The sequence below is a fragment of the Flagellimonas sp. genome (assembly GCF_965222555.1).
Lineage (GTDB): Bacteria > Bacteroidota > Bacteroidia > Flavobacteriales > Flavobacteriaceae > Flagellimonas.
Genome location: NZ_CBDCUG010000004.1, coordinates 605,658 through 627,860 on the forward strand (window position 1 = coordinate 605,658; position 22,203 = coordinate 627,860).

Sequence of the window (22,203 nt, forward strand, 5' to 3'; positions counted from 1 at the left end):
CCTGTAATGAAACACTTCTACTTGATGGTGATGCTGTTGGCATCCATTCCCTTTTTTGCACAAGATTTTTCCATGGACCTGGTCCAGGACATGAAACCTAGGAATATTGGCCCAGCGGGCATGAGTGGTCGTGTAACCGCTATTGATGTGGTTCATTCCAATCCAGATATAATGTACGTTGGTACCGCATCGGGCGGCCTATGGAAATCTACCTCTGGTGGAATAAAATGGGAGCCCATTTTTGATAAAGAAGTCACTGCTTCCATCGGGGCTATTGCTATCCAACAATCCAATCCCTCCGTGATATGGGCCGGAACCGGAGAAGGAAACCCAAGAAACAGTCTTAATGGGGGGTACGGAATCTACAAAACCCTTGACGGTGGAAAAACATGGAAATCCATGGGCTTGGAAAAAACCCGCCATATTCATAGAGTTATTATCGACCCTACCAACCCAAACATTGTTTATGCCGGAGCCATAGGTTCTCCATGGGGAGTTCATCCAGAGCGTGGCGTATACAAAACTGTGGATGGTGGAAAAACATGGAAAAAAATCCTATTTGTAAACAATAAGACCGGTGTGGCCGATTTGGTCATGGACCCATCCAATCCAAATAAGCTGATCGCAGCCTTTTGGGAACACAAAAGAGACCCTTGGTTCTTTAAATCCGGAGGTGAAGGAAGTGGTTTGTACATTACCCATGATGGCGGAGCAAACTGGAAAAAAATAACAGATGAAGATGGTCTTCCCAAGGGAGAGTTAGGTAGAATTGGAATAGCTATTGCCAAAAATAAACCCAATGTGCTTTATGCCTTGGTAGAAGCCAAGAAAAATGCGCTCTACAAATCCGAAGATGGTGGATTCAAATGGAAAAAGGTCAATGACAAAAATGACATCGGCAATAGACCTTTTTATTATTCAGAAATCTACGTTGACCCTGAAAATGAAAACCGGGTATACTCCATTTTCACTTATGTGAATGTTTCTGAGGATGGAGGAAAAAACTTTAAACAATTAATGCCCGCTTACCAAGTGAACAATGGAGTTCACCCTGACCATCACGCCTGGTGGATTCATCCAGATAATGGGCAATTTATGATCGACGGGAATGATGGAGGTCTGAACATTACCAAAGATGGCGGAAAAACATGGCGTTTTATTGGAAACTTGCCGGTTGCACAATTCTATCACATCAATGTTGATAATGAATATCCATATAATGTGTATGGGGGAATGCAGGACAACGGTTCCTGGAGAGGTCCAGCTTATGTTTGGCGTGCCCAGGGAATCAGAAATGCCTATTGGCAGGAAATTGCCTTTGGCGATGGTTTTGATGTTGTCCCTGATTTGGACGACAATCAATTTGGCTATGCCATGAGTCAGCAAGGCTTTGTGTCAAGGTACGATTGGAAAACAGGAAACAATTATACGGTAAGGCCAACACCACCAGATGCAAAGACCAAACTTCGGTTCAATTGGAACGCCGGTATTGGACAAGACCCTTTTGATAACAGCACGGTGTATTTTGGAAGTCAGTTTGTGCATAAATCCACCAATAAAGGTTTAACATGGGAAGTTATTTCCCCTGACCTGACCACCAATGATAAGGAGAAGCAAAAACAAAGCGAAAGTGGTGGGCTTACCATGGATGCCACCGGAGCAGAGAACCATTGCACCATTTTAGTGGTTGAGCCTTCCGCTGTGGAAAAAGATATGCTTTGGGTAGGTACTGACGATGGTCGGGTGCATTATACCCAAAATGGAGGTGCCAACTGGACTGAAGTGACCAAAAATATAAAGGGGTTACCAGCCGGAAGTTGGATTCCACAAATAAAAGCATCCAAAAGAAATAAAGGCGAAGCCTTGTTGATTGCAAACGACTACAGAAGGTTCAACTATACTCCTTACGCCTATCGAACCAAGGATTATGGGAAGACCTGGACCAGAATAGTGGATGCAAATGATGTTGCGAGCTATACCCTTTCCATTGTGGAAGATGTGGAAAATCCAAATTTGATGTTCTTGGGAACTGATGATGGACTTTACATCTCCTTCAATGCTGGTGCCAAATGGCAAAAGTGGACGGAAGGGTTTCCAACGGTCTCCACCAAAGATTTAGCAATCCAGCCCCGGGAAAACGATTTGGTCATAGGCACCTTTGGACGGGCCGCTTGGGTTTTGGATGATATTCGACCGCTAAGAGCTTTAGCCAGCAATTCAACTATGCTACAAAAGGAAATAAGTCTTTTTGATAGTCCCGATGCCTATCATGCAGCGTACCAGCAAGCCACAGGAACCCGCTTTGGAGGGGATGCCCTTTACAATGGTGAAAACAGAAAATCGGGGGCAATGATTACGTACTACCTCAAAGAAGGGAATTCTCCTGGCAAAGAAGAGGACAAGAGAGATGGGGAAAAGGAGAAAGATGATAAGGAAACAGCCAAAAAAGAAAAAACCAAGGATTCTGTTTTCTTCAAATTTTATGATGGAGATCGTTTGATACGTACCCTTAAATATAAAACTCCTAAAAAGCCAGGATTCCACAGAATCTATTGGAACCTTGATGAAAAAGGTCCGGATAGGCCTTCAAGAAAAGTACGAAAGAAAAAAACGGAACAAGGCGGAATGAGGGTTAAGCCTGGCACATATAAAGTAAAAGTATTCTATGGGGACTTTATGGATTCCACTAAGGTAACCGTTAAATCAGACCCAAGACTGCAGGTTTCAACTGCTTCGGTAAACGAGGTGTACGAATTGAGCAAGAAATTGCAAGGACAATATACAAACCGCGGCGGATGCAGTAGAACAATTGGTAAAAAGCAAGGATTTGGCCAATAAGTTTCAGAAAGAGATGAAGGAATTGGATAAGGAGAAATATAAAGAGCAAATTGAAGCTTCCGGTGCGGTTGTAAAGCAAATTGATTCCATAGTTGCGCTATATATTGGCAAAGAGGACAAAAGACAAGGTATTACAAGAAATCCTGAAATTAACGTGATGCAACGCTTGAATACTGCAAGTTTTTATACTGGAACACGAAAATCCGGTATCACCGAAACTGAAAGAAACCTTGTAAAGTATGCTGAAGATGACTTAAAATCTGCTTTGGGCAAAACCAATGCTTTCTTTGATGAAAAGTGGAAGCCATATAGAAAATCCATAGAATCTCTTGACCTATCCCCTTTTAAAGAAACTGAAAGATTCAGCTTGGAATAAACAAAATTTGTTCCCCTCTCGAGCGCAGTCTAGAGGGTTTAAAATAATAATTAAAATAAGGTTGACTGCGCTCGGCCTAATAAGATTTTTTTATGAAAAAAATATTTTTTCTACTTGCTGCAAGCACGTGCTTTTTTAACTATGCCCAACAAGCGGGAGAAGATGAACTGGGCGCATGGTATATGTATTTTGGTACCAATAAAGTCGCTGATCGATTTAGTGTTCATACCGAAGCTCAATTTCGATTTTATGAAACCGCATCCAATTTTAACCAACTATTACTTCGTACCGGATTAAATTACCATATCAACCCAAACGCCATTGCAACCGCCGGGTATGGTTATATTTCCACAGATGGCACTTTTCTGGAGTTTCCGGGAGAGATAGATTCCAAGGAACATCGAATTTTTGAGCAGTTTATTCTAAAGAATAAGGTATGGGAATTTCTTTTTGAACATCGCTATAGGTTAGAACAACGCTTTTTGGATTTTGGGGCCAGAACGGATACGCAGCATCGTGCTCGATATCGAATTCAGGTGACACTTCCTTTGACAGATACTTTTTTCTTGAACTTTTATGATGAGCTGTTCATCAATTTACAGAATGACCTTTTTGGGCAAAATCGACTGTACGGTGCCCTGGGAATCCATATTACGGATAACAGCAGTGTTCAATTCGGATATTTGAGAAATCAATTCAGTAATGCTGTTTTTGATCGCCTACAGATAGGATTCTTTTATAATCCCGACCTAAGGGGTATATTTAAAAGAAGGCGAAAAGCGAATAACCAAATTTTTGCATTGAGCCTTGATTGTTAAACCATACGTTTTACATTATGGCCTTGCAAAAAGTAACATTTAAGAATTCCGAAGGGCAACTCTTGGTAGGTAGGTTAGAACTTCCGGCCGATAGACATCCACATAATTTCGCTGTATTTGCGCATTGTTTTACCTGTAATAAAAACCTGCTGGCAGTAAAAAATATTGGCAAAGCACTCACATCCAACGGGTTTGGTGTGTTGCGGTTTGACTTTACCGGTTTGGGGGAAAGTGAAGGTGATTTTGCCGATACCAATTTCTCCGGCAATGTGGAAGACTTGGTTGCCGCTGCAAAATTTCTGGAAGCCAATCATGAAGCCCCCACATTAATGATAGGTCATTCCCTAGGTGGAGCTGCTGCAATCTTTGCGGCCAGTGAAATCCCATCCATTAAAGCTGTAGCAACCGTGGGAGCACCATCAAACCCCGTACATGTAAAACATTTGTTGAAAAGCGGAATTGACGAAATTAAATCTACCGGAAGAGCTACCATAAATTTAAGTGGAAGGGATTTTACCATAAAAAAACAGTTTTTGGATGACCTGGAAACCAAATCGTTGCCGGAAACTGCAAAAGCGCTCCGTAAACCTTTGTTGATTTTGCACTCTCCCCAAGATGATACGGTAGGTATTAAAAATGCCGAGGAAATTTACATCGCCGCACATCATCCCAAAAGTTTTGTGTCTTTGGATGGAGCTGACCATCTACTTTCCAAAAAAGAAGATTCGGTGTATGTAGGAAATGTTATTGCGGGTTGGGCCAAACGCTACTTGGACACTTCGGAAGAAAACAAACCCCTAAAAACAAAGCACCAAGTAGCAGCAAGCCTGAACGGTTCAGATGGATTTACAACTGAAATGAAGGTAGGCAATCACTATATGATCGCAGATGAACCCGAAAGTTATGGGGGCAACGACTTTGGGCCATCTCCTTACGAATTGGTTTCGGCAGGGCTTTCTGCATGCACCGCCATGACCATTCAAATGTATGCCAAACGCAAAGGCTGGCCTGTCGAAAATGTTGAAGTGCATACTTCATACAGCAAATCACACGCAGAAGATTGTGAGAACTGTGAAAACGACAATGCCAAAATTGACACTTTCCATCGCGAAATCAAGTTAACTGGAAATTTAGATGACAAGCAGAGAGCAAGAATGATGCAAATTGCCGATAAATGTCCGGTGCACAAAACACTGCATAGCGAAACACAGGTAATAAGTCGTTTGATTTCTGGGTAGTGGCTAACTCAAGCGCATATAGAGAATATCAAAATATTCCAATTCCAACTCTATGGCCGCCCTATGGATTTTGCGTAAGGATCTAACATAATCATGTTGATTAATGTATCCCCTACCCCTATCTTTTTTTAGACGTTGGTACCCCTTACAAAAAGATTTTCTCTTTTTGTAGTATTTCAGTAGGTCTATATAATTTGAAGGTTGACTAACCAACATATTTAACTATTTAGATACCTTAATGGGGGAAATCAAGGTCTTTTAGAAAATAACGCTGTAAAGAAAAAAATAGTATTTCGTCGATATTATTTTACCGTTCATCGGCAATAATCGTAAAATATATTGAAAACAAAACTATTGTCACCTGCCTAAATAATGAGTAACTTAGGCCAAAACCTAAAAATACTTACAATGAAAAAAATCATTGCACTTCCTTTAGCACTTATATTGATAACTGCATTCAGCTGTAAACAAGCTAAGAAGGAAGCAGAAACTACAACCGAAGAGGTGGTTGAAGAAATTATGGAAGAAGTCATGGAAGTTAAACCCATCAAGTTTTCCATGGAAGCCAAAAGTGACAGCAACGTAAGTGGGGAAGTCACCTTTACCGAAGAAAATGGAACCGTTATTATGAAAGCCAACCTTTCAGGTCTTACAGAAGGGGAACATGCCATCCATATTCATGAAAAAGCAGACTGTTCCTCAGCTGATGGTAAATCTACGGGAGGCCATTGGAATCCAACTTTTCAGCCTCATGCCAAATGGGGAGCGGAAGGCGGTTACCACAAAGGTGATATTGGCAACTTTGTAGCGGATGCGGAAGGAAACGCCACAGTGGATTTTGCCACCAATGAATGGTGCATTGGATGTGATGATGACACCAAAAACATTGTGGGAAAGGCAGTCATTGTTCACCAAGGAATAGATGATTATACATCCCAACCCAGTGGTGCTGCGGGCGCTAGAGTAGCCTGCACAGGTATCATTCAGTAAAAAAGAAACATGTAAAAAAGGATTCCCAAAAGGAGTCCTTTTTTATGCATTATTCTTTCATTTCATGAAATAAAAGAATCCATGAGTAAAATCATGTCAACTTATCAAAATATCAGGTTGAGCCAAATAGCTTTACCTATTGTCATTATCTTAGTCGCCTTTGGTTTATTTGGCTGTGAAGCTAAACCGCACAACTTGTCCAAAAAGCAGGAAAAAGAGTTGGTGTCATCAATAGAACAATTCAATACTGCCTTTGCCAATAGTGATGTTACTGTAATTTCATCTATGATAACAGAAAACTATATGCATACCAATGGAACTTCGGAAGCAATTGATAAGGAAACTTGGCTCAAATACATAAGAAAAAGAAATCAAGAAATAGAGTCAGGGGTTTTGGTAATCAATAACTACAAAATGGGTCAGCTAAAAATAGAGTTTCATGCTAGCGCAGCTATTGCAACGGGCAAGGTGAATTCTTCTTATACCAAAGAAGGTGTGACAAGGGAAAATGAATTTCGGGTTACCCACCTATGGGTATACGAAAAGGGAGCATGGAAAAGAGCCGGATTCCATGATGGAAAAATAAAATAATCCAAAAAGCAAAGTAATATGAAACTAGGTGCATTCTCTATAAGTCTAGCTGTAAAAGATTTAGAAGTTTCCAAAACGTTTTACGAAAAAATGGGGTTTACAGTCTTTGCAGGTGAAATGGAGCGGAATTATTTGATCATGAAAAATGGTAACGCCCTTATCGGGCTTTTTCAAGGCATGTTTGAAAACAACATTCTTACCTTTAACCCAGGCTGGGATGAAAATGCCCAATTGGTAAAAGATTTTGATGATGTACGTAGCATTCAAAAGCATTTAAAGAAAAACGATATCGCCTTGATATCAGAAGCCGATGAAAGCACCTCCGGCCCCGCAAGCGTTATTATCACCGATCCCGATGGTAATACCATCCTACTAGACCAGCACGTTTAAACCAAAATATCCGTAATTTACGTAACTAGATACGTAAATTTTATATATTTGTGTAACCAGTTACGCAAATTACTCATGGATCAAGACTTTTTACCTACTTTAAAGCACCTGGGGTTCACCGCCCGTATTAAAAGACTCAATGAAAAAATTGTTTCCAGTACTGTGGAGCATTACACAAACTTAAACTTGGACATAGAGCCCAATTGGCATGTCATTTTTTTGTTACTCAAGCAGAAAGGCAAGCTTACAGTTACAGAAATTGCCAGCACCTTGGGGTTTTCTCATCCCGCTATGATCAAAATAACTCGCAAAATGAAAGACAAAGGGTACTTGGAAAGTCATAAGGATGCTAAAGACGGGAGGCGTACCTATATTCAAATCTCAAAAAAAGGTAAGAAGGCATTTCCTCTTTTTGAAGAAGAGTGGTATCGAATTCAGGAAGTGCTCCAAGAGTTTGTTACTGATGATTTCCTTGAAAAGTTCGACCAATTGGAGGCACAATTACAAAAGCAAAGCTTTAAGGAAAGGTATAACACAAGGTTCAAACAGAAAGATTCGGAAGCATTTACCATAAGAAATGCCAAACCCTCAGAATTTAAAAAAATAGGACAGTTGATGGTCAGTGTTTATTCTGGATTAAAGGGGTTTCCAAAAGCAGATGAACAACCTACGTATTACAGTTCCTTGGCCAACATAGGCGATTTCACCAAAAAACCCAACACTGAATTGCTTATTGCAATAGCTCCAGATCAGAAAATTTTTGGAGCTGTTCTTTTCTTCAGTGATATGCAGTACTATGGCTCTGGAGGCACAGCCACCTTAGAAAAAGACGCATCTGGATTTAGACTCTTGGCCGTTGATTCTGCCGCAAGAGGACTGGGAGTTGGCAAAGCCCTCAGTAAGGTTTGTATTGAAAAGGCTAGACAGAACAAGCATAAAAACGTTGTTATCCATACAACGGAATTCATGAAAGTTGCTTGGAAAATGTATGAAAGACTAGGATTTAAAAGAGCCAAAGACTTGGATTTTAAACAGGTCAACCTCCAAGTATATGGATTTAGATTAAAGCTTTGATTTGATTCTTTAAAATTACTTCAAAAAGAAAACGGCTTGGTCTCCCAAGCCGCCTTCCGTTTGGAAAAGTTTGGCTTAAAGCTTTACACCTACCCCAACTCCAATAATCCAAGGATTAATATCAACGTCGGCTCCAACGGTGGCACCAAGTGCTGTGGTTGCATTTATAGTTGCATCCGTACTCAAGAACAGTTTTTTTACATCCAAGTTCAAAAACCATTTATCGTTCAACATATAGTCAAATCCACCCTGCAAGGCATAACCCACAGAGGTGTCATAATCCACATCATCAGCTGTCGGACCCTCATCCACCCCATAAAATAGGGTAAGGTTCAGTCCCGCACCCAAATAAGGCACAAAATCACCACCGGTAAAATGGTACTGTCCTGTTAATGTAGGCGGAAGCAACCACACATGTCCCAAATCTATTTTTCCAGCCGATGTCTGAACGGCCTCTACGTCATGTTTGGTTGTGGCCAATATCAGTTCCAATGACCAATTCTCATTAAAAAAGTAAGTGATGTCAAATTCCGGAACAACAGCTGTTGAAATAGAAACATCCCCTCCAATTGCCTGTATATCTGCACTTTCATCGGGTGTAACGGCAATACCCCTTAGTCGAAATTGCCATTTGCTCCCACTGTCAGTTTGTGAGTCTTGTGCGATAGTAAAATTTGTAAAGGCCAAAATCACTACCATTAAACTAATTACTACTTTTTTCATTTTCTGGTGTTTTAAATTTGGTCAAAGCTACCTCCCGATATTTTCTAAGAATATGATCTTTATCATTGTCCAAAAAATTGCACCAAACCCATTAAAACAGATGTTGAATCTTGAACTTCATAAACAAAAACCAAGTCAATAAATATGTTTAGAACACCTATCCATACATGGAAATAATTAATTTGCAATACTTTAAACAAGATCAAGGTATGTTAGATTTAATGTCATTTAAAAATGAAATCCTGACAACAGCAATTGTACTAGTTGTTATTGTTGGATTGAACTCATTGAGCAAAAGGGCCATAAGGAGATTTGGCCGAACCAGTTCCATTGATATCAATAGTAGAAAAATCATTTTCTATTTAAGCAATTTGTTCTTTTATGGAGTTGGTATCATTTTAATTACTTTGATTTGGGGCGTAAACCTGCAAGAATTTTCAGTTTTTATTTCTTCGGTTCTTGCCATTGTAGGTATCGGCTTTGTGGCCCAATGGTCCATACTTTCCAATTTGACCGCAAGCGTTATTCTATTTTTTAGCCATCCTTTGCGACTTGGTGACAGAATTAGGGTACTGGACAGCGATTTTGATTGGACTGGAAAAGTTGAGGATATAAGTGGCTTTTATCTTTTTATGCGTACCGATGATGGTCGAAGAATTACAATTCCGACCAACTTGGTCATTCAAAAAGGCATTGAGATCCTACAACCTGACGAACCAGAAACACCGACAGATAAAATTGAAACAAAATAAATACCTCTGGTATCGGTATAAAAGTCCTTTAATTTACGTTATTTTGAGCGGCAAACATTAACCTAATGAACCCTTCTGCTTCAGGTTGGATTAACAAATTTGGACACCTTGTCAAAAATGAGGCACTTGCATTCCAAAACTTTGAAACGCTATACCAAGAGCTAAAAAAGAATGGATTTGTCTACGGTATTCATTTAAACATTTCCGATTTCATCAGTGTTGAACATACATTGACCGAAGATGAAATCGCAAAAATAAATCTACTTACAGCACTTTACTTCACTTTTAGGTTTGAAAAGGAAGAAAACGATTTTGAAATATTCGTCAATACGGTTTTTAACTACTACCAGTCTCTCGAAGTTGGGAAAATCTCCTTTCTAAATAAGATTTTGAGTGGAAAACATACGGAGTCGCAACTTGAAAAGTTAATAGACTCTCGAATTTATTTAGGGGGAAATGCATTCAACAGGGCATTTGGCAATAGCTTGACCAACTCCCTTCTCTATGTTGATGTTCTAATTTTTAAAACTTATTTACAAGGCTATGACCCCATTATGGAACATGCCCAATCATTGGAATATGTTACCATGAACATCGCATACCATACCCTTAACTCAAAAGATATTGATAAAAGGGACACTAGATTGATACAACTTTTGGACTCTTCGTTAACCTATGTGAATCCAGATGAAACAAATTTTGATGGTTTTTATCGAGGTTTGCTAAAGCAAAAATTCACAAAATGTGAAAAAGATTACTTCATGGATATGGCCTGCTTGACCATATGGGAAGACAAGGCATTGGACCCAACTGAAATGGACTTTATTTTAGGTCTTGGAACAGATTTGGAGATGTCCAAAAACGAGGTGAAATCTTCATTGAATTCTGTGCAAATCTTCTTCAAAAAAAACAGTGATAAAGTTGCCTACTTAAACGACAAAAATTTAGCCTTTCAATTCTATGAAGGAATGATGAAAAACGTGAGTAAACTGATCTTAAGAAACAGTAAAAGATTAAAAAAAGAGCTGACTGAAAGTAAGGAGTTGGTCACGCTATTATCCAAATCTGCGGTAAAGGAATTGAACCCTGAAGAAAAGAAAAAAATTCAAAATCAGCTATTGGATATTTTCAAGACCATTCCTTCCTTGGCCATTTTTATGTTGCCCGGAGGAGCTGTTTTGTTACCAATTTTTATTAAATTAATCCCTAAGTTGCTGCCGTCTGCGTTTGATGACAATCGCATTGAGGAAAAATAGCATAAAATGCACGAAAAACGCACTATAAATTTTATTTATAGTGCGTTTTTTATACGATTCATCTAATTAAAAATCAGATTTTTATATATCATTATTCCAACCATAACTTAAAGTCCTTAACACGCTCTCTACTCACAATGATTTCTTGCTCTGAAAAGCGGTTCAGTTTAATTTGAAGCCTAGAATTGGTATACGAAATGATATCATTGATGTGTTTTATGTTGACGTAGAATTTTCTGCTTACCCGAAAAAACACTTTTGGTGAAAGCTCCTCCTCCAATTGTTCCAAAGTTGTGTCCAACAAATAATTCCTCCCATCCAAAGTAGCAGCATATGTCCCTTTATTCTCACTATAAAAACACTCCACATCATCCGCATTTATAATCTTTAAATGCTGCCCGACCTTTACCGTAAATCGTTTTTTGTATTCACGTTCCAAAGGGTTGGACAAAAGCTTTTTTATATCATTAAAATCTACTGATATTTTTTGGTTTTCAGGCTTGAAATCCTGGTACTTTTTCACCGCACTTTCTAGCTCCTCGTCATCTATAGGTTTGAGCAAATAATCTATGCTATTTAGCTTGAAAGCCTGAAGGGCATATTCATCATAAGCAGTGGTAAAAATAATGGCACTTTTTACCTCAACGGTATCAAATATTTCAAAGGACAGACCATCCGATAATTGTATGTCCAAAAAAATCAAATCGGGGTGCTGGTTATTTTGGAACCACTCTATTGATTCTTCAACCGAATGGAGCATTGTAGAGACCTCTACATTAAGTTCCGATAGCAGCCGGTTCAATCTCCTTGCTGCCGGTTTTTCATCTTCTATGATTATAACGTCCATTTATAGTGAATGATTTATAAATCTAAATTTTGTTTACGGTTAGCTATTGGTTATTTGTACTTCCCTCTCTCTTCCTGTTCCTGTTCCATGATTTTTTTAATCTGCCTTTCTTCCCACTTTCTAAGAAATGGGAACTTATGTCTGTGTACGATTAGAGCATGTAATACAACCATCAGACCCCATATTATAAAATTGCCGTTTATCCAATCATAATAATATGCCTCTTTTGGAAACCATTGAGGCATCAGAGGGGTCAGCAACCCACTTTTCACAAGATAAAATAGTCCATTGACAACTAAGAATATTTTTAAGTGATTGTAGAATCCCTTAAGCTCTTTAACCCTTTTCTTGGCTTTCTCGTATTTATCCAAATCTTTCATCACACCAGATTATATGCTCCCTTCCCAGGTTACTGTATTTTCCATTATTTAAACTTGTCCATTTCCTTTTTATCCTTTTCAATGTACTTTTGGATTTGCCGCTCCTCCCAATTTTTCCCAAACAACAAGTTAAATCCAAAGGTTTTGGACGCATGGAAAAATAATCCCATCCCCCAAGCGCCCAGGGTTATAAAATGGGGCCATTGCCAAAAGTTGTCGGTATGCAAGTAGATATTTATCAAAAGGAACGTATTGATCACCGTGTATATCGCTAAATGGATATAAAATCCCTTAAGCTCTTCAATCTGCTTTTTTGCTCTTTTGTATTTTTCCTTTTCGTCCTGGTTCATCATTATCTCCATTTTTTGCCATTTTCATCTTCCTCCTCCATAAATTCCTTGATTTTACGCTCTTCCCAACGCTTTCCAAAAAATGGGTTAAGATTAAAGGTTCCTATGGCATGAAATGCAAGTCCTATTCCCCAGCCAAATGCTGCCCAGAGAAACCACATATACCTAAACTCGTTTGTTAGATAATTGATCAGCGCTAGTGCCGATATGACCATGATGTAGGACCAGAGGTTTGCATAGAACTTTTTTAGTTCATCAACCCGTTCCTTTGCCTTAATATATCTGCTTTCTTTATTTAATTTTTCCATGTTGATTGGTGTTGATCGTTACTAAATATAGATATTCGTTAGAATTTATCGTTGTCCATGAATTCCTGGATTTTACGCTTTTCCCAATCCTTTCCAAAAAATGGATTGTAGCCTGTTACATGCATCCAATGCATCAATAATCCAAATCCCCAACCTACTGCAGGGAAAATAACCCATGTAAAACTTGTTGTCCTATAGTTGATATATGCCAAAAATGGAATTACAATGCAATATGTCAACAAATTTTTATGAAAACCCTTTAACGCATCAACCTTTTCTTTGGCTCTTCGGTATTTATATTCATTTTGATTTTCCATGTCAATTGTTTTAGTGTTTCTTAATTACACATCAAACTTCGCCATATTGAAAAGACTTTGAAAAAGCAAGTTCGCGAACTGTTGGTTTTAGTGGATGAGCTGTATTTTTATTGTGATGCGTTCAAATTAAAAATCCTCTTTGTCCATAAGCTCCTGAATCTTACGTTCTTCCCATCGCTTGCCCCATAATGGATTGTAACCATATGCCTCCATACCATGGGCAATAACGCCAAACCCCCAGCCCAAAGTTGGAAAAAATGCCCATAAAAAATCAGTTGTCCTAAAGTTGATCCACCATAGAAAAGGAATAACCACACAGTACGTTATCAAATTGGTGTAAAAGTCCTTAATGGCCTTTACTTTTTCTTTGGCCTTTATATACCTTTTTTCCTCAATGTGCGTCTGCTGTGTTTCCATAACGGACACCCTTGTGGTAAGCATGGGCAGAGACACACTGAAGTTTGATATGGTCTTATCAATAATCACTTCCCTGTCGGTTAAAATATTATAGCGCTGTTTTATATTTTGCAGCCCTACCCCACTACTCCTTTTCACTACTTGTTTTTCCTGAAGGTTATTGCTCACTACCAGCATTCCGTTATGTTCGCTGACTTCAATTCGGAGTGGCTTGGAGGTGGTTACCACATTATGTTTCACAGCATTCTCTAGGAGTAACTGCAAAGAAAGCGGAACAATTTTAGCCTCAGGATTGCTGCATTTTTCAGGGACTTCAAAAACAATACTATCCTCAAACCTCATTTTTAAAAGTCTTACATAAGTCTGTGCAAAACTGAGTTCTTCATCTACTGTAACCAAGTCCTTGTTTTTCTGTTCAAGGACATATCGGTATACTTTAGAAAGTGAGGTGGTGAATTTTTGTGCTTGGTTAGGATCTTCTTCAATAAGGCTTGTCAGTACATTTAGACTATTGAACAAGAAATGGGGATCTAGTTGATTTTTAAGCGCATCGAACCTGGCCGAGGCTGTTCCCGCTATAATTTTTTGTTTTTTGACCTCTTTCTTTTGTAAAGCCCTATAAAAATAAAAGGCATGTGTAAAAAGTGAGGCTATCACGGTAATTACAATAGCTATAATATAGGAGTCGGGTTTCTCCTTGCTAAAGAACTCAAAGAAGGACTGTCCTGTGTAATAAAAGTGAATTATGTACCTGAGTATCCCAAAAGTGATTATGGTAAGCAAAAAAGATCCAATGGCTCCAAACCACAACCTCTTTTGAGGTTTTTTTTCCCAAGGATATTTAATGTTCATCCAATCGTGGTAATATGAGTTTACCACCGTAAGACCGAACGAAAAAATAAAACCGATAATAATATTTCTGGTTATACTATCAAAGGAGTAATCGCCATCCCCAAAGACAAAAATGCTTAGGATGGCGACCAGTACGGTTATCAGTAAAGAAACTTTAACAACCTTAATGAAGTTCTGCATATTTATGACTTACATTGCTCTAATACCTGCTCTGCTCTATTTTTCCCCCATGAGGGATAGAACGGTGTATCATTGCTAAAATTAGCAAAAAGTTCCAAGGCCCTTTCCACATCTTTACAATAAGGTGTGGTATCCTTGCCAAAATATCGGGCAGACCCCATATCCCATTCCGCTTTTGAAAAAACCACTCGCGGGTTTTCCGGTGCCAGTTCCAACGCTCTTTGATACAATTGTGCGTTTTTTCCAGATAAGGTCATGCCATATGTGGCGCCATCAAACGCAATCCAAGCGGTGTTGATCATGGCTTCTTGCACTAAAATTTCAGGATTGTCAGGAGAAATGGCCTTGGCCAAATCCAAAAACTCTTTTGCTTTTTCCAATTGTTTGGATAGTTTTTCCAAATCTTTTTCACCAAAAGAAGATATGGTATTTATTTGTGCCACATAATAATGCGGCAACCAATTGTCCTGCTCCGCCATGGCTATGCGCTCAAAAAGATTGGCAGCTTCTGTGGGCTTTTGATCTCCCCAAAGTTGAAAAGCCTTTTCCATTCCTTTGGTGTATTGATCCTGAGCACTAAGGGCTCCTACAAATAATAGTACTAAAATCTTGGCTAACGTTTGCATAACTGTTCGTTTTTAAATTATTGCTATGCAAAGATGCCCTTGGAAAAAGCCATACCACAGAAACAATTACCGAACTGTAGTTTTTAGAGGATGAGTTGTACCATAAAAAAATGCCCCGCTGACCAAGAGGCCGCGGGGCATTCATACAAAACTTAAAACTACTATTTACTACTATAATCTTTATATATAGCCTCTTCAAAAGCTTTCCAATGCGCATCCGTCATTCTTCCCGGGGTAAAAAGACATATTCCCTTGGCTCCATTCCGCATTGAGCCGGCAATCGCCTCTCCTATTTCTTCAGGTAAAAGACCATGGTTTTCTGGATCCTTTTCATTACCCTTCTTTTCTGGTTTTGGGCAAATAAACAGTCCACTGTATACCGGAACTCCCTTTTTGGCACTGCCAACCTCTTCTTTTACAATTTCACCTACCCATTCCGGTCCTTCCAAATAAAAATCATTGTAATTCATAGGATAGACGGCATCCAAATTCCACTTGTCCCACTCTTGCCTAACCAATTTTTTGGAAATTGAAGGACCAGGAAAAACTGCAGCATTTATTTTTTTGCCCTTGGAATGCACCACATCGGCCAATCGACCTACCATATTGGTAATCAAATCATATCTGAATTGCTTCCACTCAACTACTTGGGTGGCATCCTCAACCTCCTTTATATCTATTCCACTCTTTTCCTTAAAATCAGAAGTACAATCATCACAATAACAATAGTCATACGGTGCATACTCCTTGTCCATCACCAGACCATATTTGTCCCAAAGACCTCGAGCCAAAATAACATCGGGAAAACGGATATAATCCAAGTGAATTCCGTCTACTTCTTCTACGTCGGCAACACCGCCATATAATTCTGCCAAAAAGTTGTAGGTCCCCTCTTTGCTCGGACATAAAAACTTATAATAATCTACATAGGCAGGCTTTTCAAAGGCCGACTCGCCATTACGGTTAACCGCGTACCATTCTTTTTTCAATTTTGGGTTCTCGCCCTGAACCATGGTTGGAATCCAAGTATGGAATTCCATTCCGGCAGCTTTCACAAACTTTCCTACTCTTTTGTACGTCTTTGGATCATGCCCACCATTATACATGAGTCCGTCAATTCCTTTTTCTTTTAAATCTTTGAATTGAGCAGCCAATTCCTCATCAGTGGCTTCACCTGGACCACCTATCCATGCATATACAGGAATTTTATGCTTCTCTTCTACAGTAGTGGTGCTTTCTGAATTCTTGGATTTACAGGAAACCAATAGTATAACAGCAGTAACTGTTAGGAGCAATTTGTTCATTTTGACCTTAGTTATGTTTAATTCGATATGAATTTAACCAATCTTTTTAGCCAGTTCCAGATTCTTAGCTAAATGACATCTCTACCAATACGAACACCTCATCTTCCCTGTTTTTATGGTTCCAATTTGCGTGGCCTTTCCCAATAATTAGTTAAAAATTACCCGCAGGAACATTTCTTTTTCATTTGATGCAACCTTTTCTCTTTTCAAATGTCATTAGCACGAACAAATCAAAAAACGTTTTAATCTAATCCAAAAACAAATGACAAAAAAAATGGAAAGACGCATACCCATCCGATTGCTTATTGGGATGTGTCTTTTATTGACATCAACAGCAATCTATGCCCAAAACAATTTTACCATAAGTGGAAATGTGAAGGACAAAATGAATGGGGAGACCATGTTTGGAACCTCCATTTTCCTTAAAGGAACAACAATCGGGGCCATTACCAATGAATATGGGTTCTATTCCTTGACCGCCCCCAAGGGTTCTTACACTCTTGTTTTCTCCCATTTAGGGTATAAAGAAATATCGATGCAGATTGAGCTGGACCAAAATCAAAAAATCGATATGGAAATAACCGAAACCTCAACGCAGTTGGACGAAGTAGAGGTTACTGCTGAAGAACCAGAACGGGCTATCCTAAGAAAACCTGAAATGAGTGTTTCCAAACTCAACATAAAAACGGTAAAGCAAATGCCCGTGGTCTTGGGTGAAGTGGATGTAATTAAATCACTGCAGATTTTACCCGGGATAACCAGCAACGGTGAGGGGTCAAGTGGATTTCACGTAAGAGGTGGAGCCGTGGACCAAAACCTTGTACTCTTGGATGAGGCCATTATCTACAATACCTCACATATGCTTGGCTTTTTCTCTGTTTTCAATGCGGATGCTGTTAAGGATCTTAAGCTATATAAAGGTGGTATTCCCGCAAAATTTGGTGGCCGTGTGTCATCGGTTTTGGATGTAAGGCAGAAAGATGGGAACAGTAAAAACTTTGCTTTAACAGGTGGCATTGGTGCCATTTCTAGCAGATTGGCCGCTGAAGGCCCCATGTTTAACGACCGTGGATCGTTCCTTGTTGCCGGAAGGGGATCTTATGCGCACTTGTTCTTAAAGTTAGCGGGAGAAAAAAACAGTGTAAGCTTCTATGACCTTAACCTTAAAACCAATTACAGTCTTAATAAAAATAACAAACTGTTCCTTTCGGGATATTTTGGACGGGATGTTTTTGACTTTGATGGTTCCTTTAGCAGCAGCTATGGAAATGCTTCCGGAAATTTAAGATGGAATCACATTTTTAACGATAGATTATTCTCTAACCTATCCCTTATCTATAGCAAATATGACTACGAATTGGGTATTGAGGATTTTGAATTCGATTGGATTTCATCCATCAAAAACTATAATGCCAAATATGATTTAAAGTACTATTTCAGCGATGCATTTAAGCTTGATTTTGGAGTTAGCGCCATAAAGTATGAGTTTGATCCAGGACAGATTAAACCCACCGGTCCAGACTCGGCAATAAATGAATTGCAACTAGATCAAAAGCGGGCACTGGAAAGTGCGGCCTATATCAATGCTGAACATAAATTAACAGATAGATTGACCGCTCAATACGGTATAAGATTCAGTCATTTTAACAGAATGGGTGGACAACCATTATCTGAATATGCCAATGATCAACCTTTGGTGTACAATCCAACTTTACGATTTTATCAAAGAACGGATCCAATCAGCGAGACTGTCTATAAGAAAAGTGAAAGCATTAAAACATTTAGCAATTTTGAACCACGTCTGTCCTTGGCCTACCAACTCAATGATTACTCATCGGTAAAACTGGGATATTCAAGAGCGGCACAGTACATCCATTTATTGTCAAACACATCTTCGGTTACACCATTGGATGTCTGGACTCCTAGTGGAAAGTACATCAAACCGCAATTATCGGATCAATATGCGATAGGGTATTTTAGAAACTTCAAGGACAAAATGTATTCCATGGAGGTTGAAGCCTACTACAAAACGGTAGACAATCGTATCGATTATATTGACGGTTCAGACTTGATAGGCAACAATACCATTGAACGTGAAATTCTAAATGGGGAATCCAGGGCCTACGGTTTGGAGTTGCTGCTTCGCAAGAACGAAGGCCCCCTGACCGGTTGGATTTCATACACCTTATCAAAATCAGAGCAAAGAACGTTCGGGGGGAACGCAGGTGGTCCTGGAATAAATAATGGAGACTGGTATAACACTCCACATGACAGAACCCATGATATTTCGGTGACCGGAGCTTATCAGTTTAATGAGAAATGGAGTTTTGGAGCCAATGCCATTTTTCAAACAGGTAGACCAGTTACTTATCCCAATGGACAATATGAATACGAAGGGATATCCATAGCTTCTTACTCCGATCGTAATGCAGATAGACTTCCCGCGTACTACAGATTGGATGTTTCGGCTACTTATAAGCCCAACAAAAGACCTGACAAAAAATGGAAGGGAGAATGGGTATTTGGCATCTACAATGTATTCAACAGAAAAAATGCTGCGTCCATCTCATTTGGGCAAAATTTTGAGACTGGTGCCAATGAGGCAACGCGTACCGCAATCTTTGGCATAGTCCCTTCAGTTACTTACAATTTTAAATTCTAACATGATGAAACTTATATATAAAATCCTATTGAGCACTTTAATACTAAGCGTTGTTTCCTGTACCGATGTTATCGAAGTAGATGTTCCTGAAGGACCTATCAGATTGACCATCGAAGCATCATTGGATTGGGAAAAAGGTACGTCTGGAAACCAACAGACCATTCTGTTGAGTACATCAACCCCTTATTTTCAAAGCCAACGTAACTCAGCAGTTACCGGAGCTACCGTTCAGGTAAGAAATAATGATAGCGGAGCCGTATTTGTATTTCAAGACCAAAACGATGGTCGATACACTACATCCACATTTGTACCCGTAATGGGAAATTCCTATACCCTTGAAGTAGCATACGAAGGTGAAAGATACACCGCTACTGAAACCATGTTTCCTGTAAGTGATTTTTCCGCTATAACCCAATCCAAAGAAGATGGAGAAGACGATGAAGCCTTGGAGGTCAACGTATCCTTTCAGGATCCCGTAGACATTGAAAATTATTATTTTCTTCGATTTCAGAGTAGGAATGATCGTTTGCCCGAACTTTTTTACATCAAAGATGAATTTGTGGATGGTAATGAGGTAACCTTCTACTACGAGAAGATTGAAGATGAAGAGGATAACATTAAAGAATTTGAACCTGGGGATACCGTGGACATTGTGCTTTTGGGCATCTCAGAGGATTATCATAACTATTTGCGACTCTTGGTTGAACAATTTGAAAGTGCTGGTAATCCTTTCAGCGCCACCCCGGTTGCCTTGGTTGGTAATTGTATAAACACAGATAATCCAGATAACACTCCTTATGGGTATTTCAGGGTTTCGGAAAAAGTAGAAAGCAGTTTTACGTTTGAGTAGTTTTTGTTTTAGGTTGTAGGTTGCTAATCCCAAAGTTCGAATCTTCGGCTTTGGGATTTTTTGTTTTAATTGAAAATGTAAACATGGGACAGTTACCCTAATTTGTTATAAAGTACGCTATTCTTTGTAGGAAACTTTGCATAAACAACAATTTCTTGTCAATTAACCTCTAATTAATCTATTTTTTAATTCATTGATTACCAGTTTTTTATTATATTAGGTAACTGGGATTTTAACATTTACCGCCCCCCACCTTCCTAGTTTGTTCCCCATATAAAAGCTCCTTACTTGCACTCGTGTAGGTTGATTCATGCTGTTCGGAAATGAGCAAGTTGTCCATTGCAGATCATACAGCTAATTCAAATTATATCAACCTCTAATTCTAAATTTTATGAAAACAACTGCATGTAAGCTGTTTACAGCTTTGATCACACTGACCCTTACCTGTTCTGTATTCGCTCAGGAAAAAACCACACAAGCCTTTTGGGTGCATGAAGACCAAGTTAAACCTTCCATGCTAATGGAATATGAGAAAGCTGCCAAGGAACTTGTGGATAATTGCAAAAAACATGATATCAAAACCTTGGGGTGGTTAGCATCTCAAACAGATGATTTCAGATACCTATTCGTGTCTCCCATCAGCTCAATGGCCGATATTAGTTATGATGGTTTTAAGCCGTTACGTGAAAAAATGGGCGCCGACGCATTTGATAAAATGTTTTCGGATATGGACAAGTGCTATAGCTCCCATGGAGATTATGTTCTGATCTTGGACCATGATCTATCGTACATGCCCGATGGAATGACCCAAACACCCGAGGGGCAAGATTACCGACGTTTTTTCTTTTTGCATACCACACCAGGAGATCTCAATGATTTAACAGCCGCAATAAAGGATGTGAAAAAGATGTATGAGGAAAAAGGCTCTAAATCACATTATCGAATTTACCGCAGTGGTTTTGGGAACGTGGGCAACTATTTTATGGTGGCAGTGGCCTCAAAGGATGGTATCTCCTATGAGACACAGGGTGCGGCAAACGACAAACTCCTTGGCCCGGAGGCTCAAGAAGTATTTGGAAAAGCAATGAAATATGTTACTAAAATGGAAGAAGTAAGCGGAAGGATTCGTCCTGACCTTACGTATTCCCCATCTGAATAACTAACAATCCGGACAAGTTTGTCCGGATTTCTTTTTACTAACCCTTTTAAACTAACTAAAATGAAAAGATTAATTTTTATTCTATTTCTGGTTCCATGCGTACTACTGGCACAGGAGAACCAGCAAGTTCCAATGTTCATGAACGTGATGCTAACTGCACATCCCGCTAAGATTTCCGAATTTGAAGCAGGTTTGGCTGCCCACAACAAAAAGTACCACGCGGAAGGAGCTGCCTCCGTAAGTGTCTTTTGGGTTGCCAGCGGAAAAAACTCCGGTAAATATATTTGGAGTAATGGCCCCACTACCTGGGCGGCTATGGACGAGGTCAACAATCCAGACCCGGCACATTCTGCCGATTGGAACACAAATGTTGCACCATACGCCATGGCCGAAATGGAAACCACATTTTGGAAAAATGACCCAACCCACTCCAATTTTACTAAAGATTTTAAGTTAAAAAACCTATCGATTTTTATGCTGGACATCAAACGTTTTAAACAACAGCAATTTATGGCGGCTCTGGATAAAGTGTATGAAGTCTTTAAAGCCAAGGATAGTGATCGCCAGTGGGGAGTGTACTTTAATGAACTGAACAATATGGATGGTCAGGACATGGTATGGGTCGACTTCTTTGACAAATCTGCATGGATGGGAAGGGAAGACAAATTTCCACAATGGTTTGAAGAAGTTCATGGAGCAGGAACCTTTATGGCCTTTTTAACCGATTTTGAAAATTCCACCAATGGTGACAATCAAGAACTATGGATATTCAGAGAGGATCTTAGCGGATCCAGCGGAGATGTACAAGCACGCCAATAAAACAGAATGTAAGGTAGGGGCATAAAATGCCCCTACTCTTTCGTAGTATTAAACACTTAACAAAATCCTTCTGAATTGTCCATCAC

At 39.3% G+C, this 22,203-nt stretch carries 21 protein-coding genes and 1 pseudogene; 13 read left to right on the forward strand and 9 right to left on the reverse strand.

Features of this window, described 5'->3' with window-relative positions; translation table 11 throughout:
• Positions 1 to 6: 6 nt before the first annotated feature.
• The 7 genes and pseudogenes from ACOQO1_RS07205 (at position 7) to ACOQO1_RS07235 (ending at position 8,315) form a co-directional block, all read left to right on the forward strand.
• Positions 7 to 3,214: pseudogene (locus ACOQO1_RS07205) on the forward strand (WD40/YVTN/BNR-like repeat-containing protein).
• Positions 3,215 to 3,306: 92 nt separating this feature from the next.
• On the forward strand, positions 3,307 to 4,032 hold the full coding sequence (locus ACOQO1_RS07210; protein ID WP_420602188.1) for a DUF2490 domain-containing protein: 726 nt from the start codon (positions 3,307 to 3,309) through the stop codon (positions 4,030 to 4,032).
• Positions 4,033 to 4,049: 17 nt separating this feature from the next.
• A complete protein-coding gene (locus ACOQO1_RS07215; protein ID WP_420602189.1) occupies positions 4,050 to 5,270 on the forward strand; it encodes an alpha/beta fold hydrolase in 1,221 nt (406 codons plus the stop codon).
• 408 nt (positions 5,271 to 5,678) lie between these two features.
• Positions 5,679 to 6,260: a superoxide dismutase family protein gene (locus ACOQO1_RS07220; protein ID WP_420602190.1), complete on the forward strand. Its 582-nt coding sequence runs from the start codon at positions 5,679 to 5,681 to the stop codon at positions 6,258 to 6,260.
• Between the two features lie 81 nt (positions 6,261 to 6,341).
• Positions 6,342 to 6,851, forward strand: coding sequence for a nuclear transport factor 2 family protein (locus ACOQO1_RS07225; protein WP_420602191.1), 510 nt, complete (start codon positions 6,342 to 6,344; stop codon positions 6,849 to 6,851).
• Between the two features lie 18 nt (positions 6,852 to 6,869).
• On the forward strand, positions 6,870 to 7,241 hold the full coding sequence (locus tag ACOQO1_RS07230; RefSeq protein ID WP_420602192.1) for a VOC family protein: 372 nt from the start codon (positions 6,870 to 6,872) through the stop codon (positions 7,239 to 7,241).
• 75 nt (positions 7,242 to 7,316) lie between these two features.
• Positions 7,317 to 8,315, forward strand: a complete 999-nt coding sequence (locus tag ACOQO1_RS07235; RefSeq protein ID WP_420602193.1) for a GNAT family N-acetyltransferase — start codon at positions 7,317 to 7,319, stop codon at positions 8,313 to 8,315.
• A 75-nt stretch (positions 8,316 to 8,390) separates the two neighbouring features.
• Here the strand turns inward: ACOQO1_RS07235 and ACOQO1_RS07240 are convergent, their stop codons facing one another.
• The gene (locus ACOQO1_RS07240; RefSeq protein WP_420602194.1) at positions 8,391 to 9,038 is read right to left on the reverse strand and encodes an OmpW/AlkL family protein; all 648 of its coding nucleotides are present in this window, start codon (positions 9,036 to 9,038) and stop codon (positions 8,391 to 8,393) included.
• A gap of 209 nt (positions 9,039 to 9,247) precedes the next feature.
• Between ACOQO1_RS07240 and ACOQO1_RS07245 the strand changes: the two genes are divergently transcribed.
• Together ACOQO1_RS07245 and ACOQO1_RS07250 are read left to right on the forward strand one after the other, a co-directional pair.
• Positions 9,248 to 9,790, forward strand: coding sequence for a mechanosensitive ion channel family protein (locus ACOQO1_RS07245; RefSeq protein ID WP_420602195.1), 543 nt, complete (start codon positions 9,248 to 9,250; stop codon positions 9,788 to 9,790).
• 65 nt (positions 9,791 to 9,855) lie between these two features.
• Positions 9,856 to 11,046 carry an LETM1-related biofilm-associated protein gene (locus ACOQO1_RS07250; RefSeq protein ID WP_420602196.1) on the forward strand — a complete coding sequence of 397 codons (1,191 nt, stop codon included), beginning with the start codon at positions 9,856 to 9,858 and terminating at the stop codon, positions 11,044 to 11,046.
• A gap of 91 nt (positions 11,047 to 11,137) precedes the next feature.
• Here ACOQO1_RS07250 and ACOQO1_RS07255 read toward each other — a convergent pair whose 3' ends face one another.
• From ACOQO1_RS07255 to ACOQO1_RS07290, 8 genes are all read right to left on the reverse strand, one after another.
• Positions 11,138 to 11,893, reverse strand: a complete 756-nt coding sequence (locus tag ACOQO1_RS07255) for a LytR/AlgR family response regulator transcription factor (RefSeq protein WP_420602197.1) — start codon at positions 11,891 to 11,893, stop codon at positions 11,138 to 11,140.
• A gap of 50 nt (positions 11,894 to 11,943) precedes the next feature.
• Positions 11,944 to 12,273: a 2TM domain-containing protein gene (locus ACOQO1_RS07260; RefSeq protein ID WP_420602198.1), complete on the reverse strand. Its 330-nt coding sequence runs from the start codon at positions 12,271 to 12,273 to the stop codon at positions 11,944 to 11,946.
• A 44-nt stretch (positions 12,274 to 12,317) separates the two neighbouring features.
• Positions 12,318 to 12,626 (reverse strand): 2TM domain-containing protein, encoded by a 309-nt coding sequence (locus tag ACOQO1_RS07265; RefSeq protein WP_420602199.1) that lies wholly within the window; start codon positions 12,624 to 12,626, stop codon positions 12,318 to 12,320.
• Positions 12,626 to 12,931, reverse strand: a complete 306-nt coding sequence (locus ACOQO1_RS07270) for a 2TM domain-containing protein (protein ID WP_420602200.1) — start codon at positions 12,929 to 12,931, stop codon at positions 12,626 to 12,628. Before ACOQO1_RS07270 ends, ACOQO1_RS07265 begins: the two co-directional genes overlap by 1 nt.
• Positions 12,932 to 12,969: 38 nt before the next feature.
• A complete protein-coding gene (locus ACOQO1_RS07275) occupies positions 12,970 to 13,248 on the reverse strand; it encodes a 2TM domain-containing protein (RefSeq protein ID WP_420602201.1) in 279 nt (92 codons plus the stop codon).
• Between the two features lie 126 nt (positions 13,249 to 13,374).
• Entirely contained in the window at positions 13,375 to 14,697 is a 1,323-nt protein-coding gene (locus ACOQO1_RS07280; RefSeq protein ID WP_420602202.1) for a 2TM domain-containing protein, read from the reverse strand.
• A gap of 2 nt (positions 14,698 to 14,699) precedes the next feature.
• Positions 14,700 to 15,323 (reverse strand): hypothetical protein, encoded by a 624-nt coding sequence (locus ACOQO1_RS07285; protein ID WP_420602203.1) that lies wholly within the window; start codon positions 15,321 to 15,323, stop codon positions 14,700 to 14,702.
• A gap of 161 nt (positions 15,324 to 15,484) precedes the next feature.
• A complete protein-coding gene (locus ACOQO1_RS07290; RefSeq protein ID WP_420602204.1) occupies positions 15,485 to 16,627 on the reverse strand; it encodes a hypothetical protein in 1,143 nt (380 codons plus the stop codon).
• Positions 16,628 to 16,901: 274 nt separating this feature from the next.
• On the opposite strand from ACOQO1_RS07290, the gene ACOQO1_RS07295 reads away from it, so the two are divergent.
• The 4 genes from ACOQO1_RS07295 to ACOQO1_RS07310 all read left to right on the forward strand — a co-directional run bounded on the left by ACOQO1_RS07295 (position 16,902) and on the right by ACOQO1_RS07310 (position 22,117).
• Positions 16,902 to 19,289 carry a TonB-dependent receptor gene (locus ACOQO1_RS07295; RefSeq protein WP_420602205.1) on the forward strand — a complete coding sequence of 796 codons (2,388 nt, stop codon included), beginning with the start codon at positions 16,902 to 16,904 and terminating at the stop codon, positions 19,287 to 19,289.
• 1 nt (position 19,290) lies between these two features.
• A complete protein-coding gene (locus ACOQO1_RS07300) occupies positions 19,291 to 20,139 on the forward strand; it encodes a DUF4249 domain-containing protein (protein ID WP_420602206.1) in 849 nt (282 codons plus the stop codon).
• 391 nt (positions 20,140 to 20,530) lie between these two features.
• Positions 20,531 to 21,298 (forward strand): hypothetical protein, encoded by a 768-nt coding sequence (locus ACOQO1_RS07305; protein WP_420602207.1) that lies wholly within the window; start codon positions 20,531 to 20,533, stop codon positions 21,296 to 21,298.
• A gap of 60 nt (positions 21,299 to 21,358) precedes the next feature.
• Entirely contained in the window at positions 21,359 to 22,117 is a 759-nt protein-coding gene (locus tag ACOQO1_RS07310) for a hypothetical protein (RefSeq protein ID WP_420602208.1), read from the forward strand.
• Positions 22,118 to 22,203 lie beyond the last annotated feature (86 nt).

Excerpts from the sequence above, each read along its gene's own strand:
- ACOQO1_RS07210 (WP_420602188.1), top strand. The coding sequence starts at position 3,307 with ATGAAAAAAATATTTTTTCTACTTGCTGCAAGCACGTGCTTTTTTAAC.
- ACOQO1_RS07215 (WP_420602189.1), top strand. The coding sequence starts at position 4,050 with ATGGCCTTGCAAAAAGTAACATTTAAGAATTCCGAAGGGCAACTCTTG.
- ACOQO1_RS07220 (WP_420602190.1), top strand. The coding sequence starts at position 5,679 with ATGAAAAAAATCATTGCACTTCCTTTAGCACTTATATTGATAACTGCA.
- ACOQO1_RS07225 (WP_420602191.1), top strand. The coding sequence starts at position 6,342 with ATGAGTAAAATCATGTCAACTTATCAAAATATCAGGTTGAGCCAAATA.
- ACOQO1_RS07230 (WP_420602192.1), top strand. The coding sequence starts at position 6,870 with ATGAAACTAGGTGCATTCTCTATAAGTCTAGCTGTAAAAGATTTAGAA.
- ACOQO1_RS07235 (WP_420602193.1), top strand. The coding sequence starts at position 7,317 with ATGGATCAAGACTTTTTACCTACTTTAAAGCACCTGGGGTTCACCGCC.
- ACOQO1_RS07240 (WP_420602194.1), bottom strand. The coding sequence starts at position 9,038 with ATGAAAAAAGTAGTAATTAGTTTAATGGTAGTGATTTTGGCCTTTACA.
- ACOQO1_RS07245 (WP_420602195.1), top strand. The coding sequence starts at position 9,248 with ATGTTAGATTTAATGTCATTTAAAAATGAAATCCTGACAACAGCAATT.
- ACOQO1_RS07250 (WP_420602196.1), top strand. The coding sequence starts at position 9,856 with ATGAACCCTTCTGCTTCAGGTTGGATTAACAAATTTGGACACCTTGTC.
- ACOQO1_RS07255 (WP_420602197.1), bottom strand. The coding sequence starts at position 11,893 with ATGGACGTTATAATCATAGAAGATGAAAAACCGGCAGCAAGGAGATTG.
- ACOQO1_RS07260 (WP_420602198.1), bottom strand. The coding sequence starts at position 12,273 with ATGAAAGATTTGGATAAATACGAGAAAGCCAAGAAAAGGGTTAAAGAG.
- ACOQO1_RS07265 (WP_420602199.1), bottom strand. The coding sequence starts at position 12,626 with ATGATGAACCAGGACGAAAAGGAAAAATACAAAAGAGCAAAAAAGCAG.
- ACOQO1_RS07270 (WP_420602200.1), bottom strand. The coding sequence starts at position 12,931 with ATGGAAAAATTAAATAAAGAAAGCAGATATATTAAGGCAAAGGAACGG.
- ACOQO1_RS07275 (WP_420602201.1), bottom strand. The coding sequence starts at position 13,248 with ATGGAAAATCAAAATGAATATAAATACCGAAGAGCCAAAGAAAAGGTT.
- ACOQO1_RS07280 (WP_420602202.1), bottom strand. The coding sequence starts at position 14,697 with ATGCAGAACTTCATTAAGGTTGTTAAAGTTTCTTTACTGATAACCGTA.
- ACOQO1_RS07285 (WP_420602203.1), bottom strand. The coding sequence starts at position 15,323 with ATGCAAACGTTAGCCAAGATTTTAGTACTATTATTTGTAGGAGCCCTT.
- ACOQO1_RS07290 (WP_420602204.1), bottom strand. The coding sequence starts at position 16,627 with ATGAACAAATTGCTCCTAACAGTTACTGCTGTTATACTATTGGTTTCC.
- ACOQO1_RS07295 (WP_420602205.1), top strand. The coding sequence starts at position 16,902 with ATGGAAAGACGCATACCCATCCGATTGCTTATTGGGATGTGTCTTTTA.
- ACOQO1_RS07300 (WP_420602206.1), top strand. The coding sequence starts at position 19,291 with ATGATGAAACTTATATATAAAATCCTATTGAGCACTTTAATACTAAGC.
- ACOQO1_RS07305 (WP_420602207.1), top strand. The coding sequence starts at position 20,531 with ATGAAAACAACTGCATGTAAGCTGTTTACAGCTTTGATCACACTGACC.
- ACOQO1_RS07310 (WP_420602208.1), top strand. The coding sequence starts at position 21,359 with ATGAAAAGATTAATTTTTATTCTATTTCTGGTTCCATGCGTACTACTG.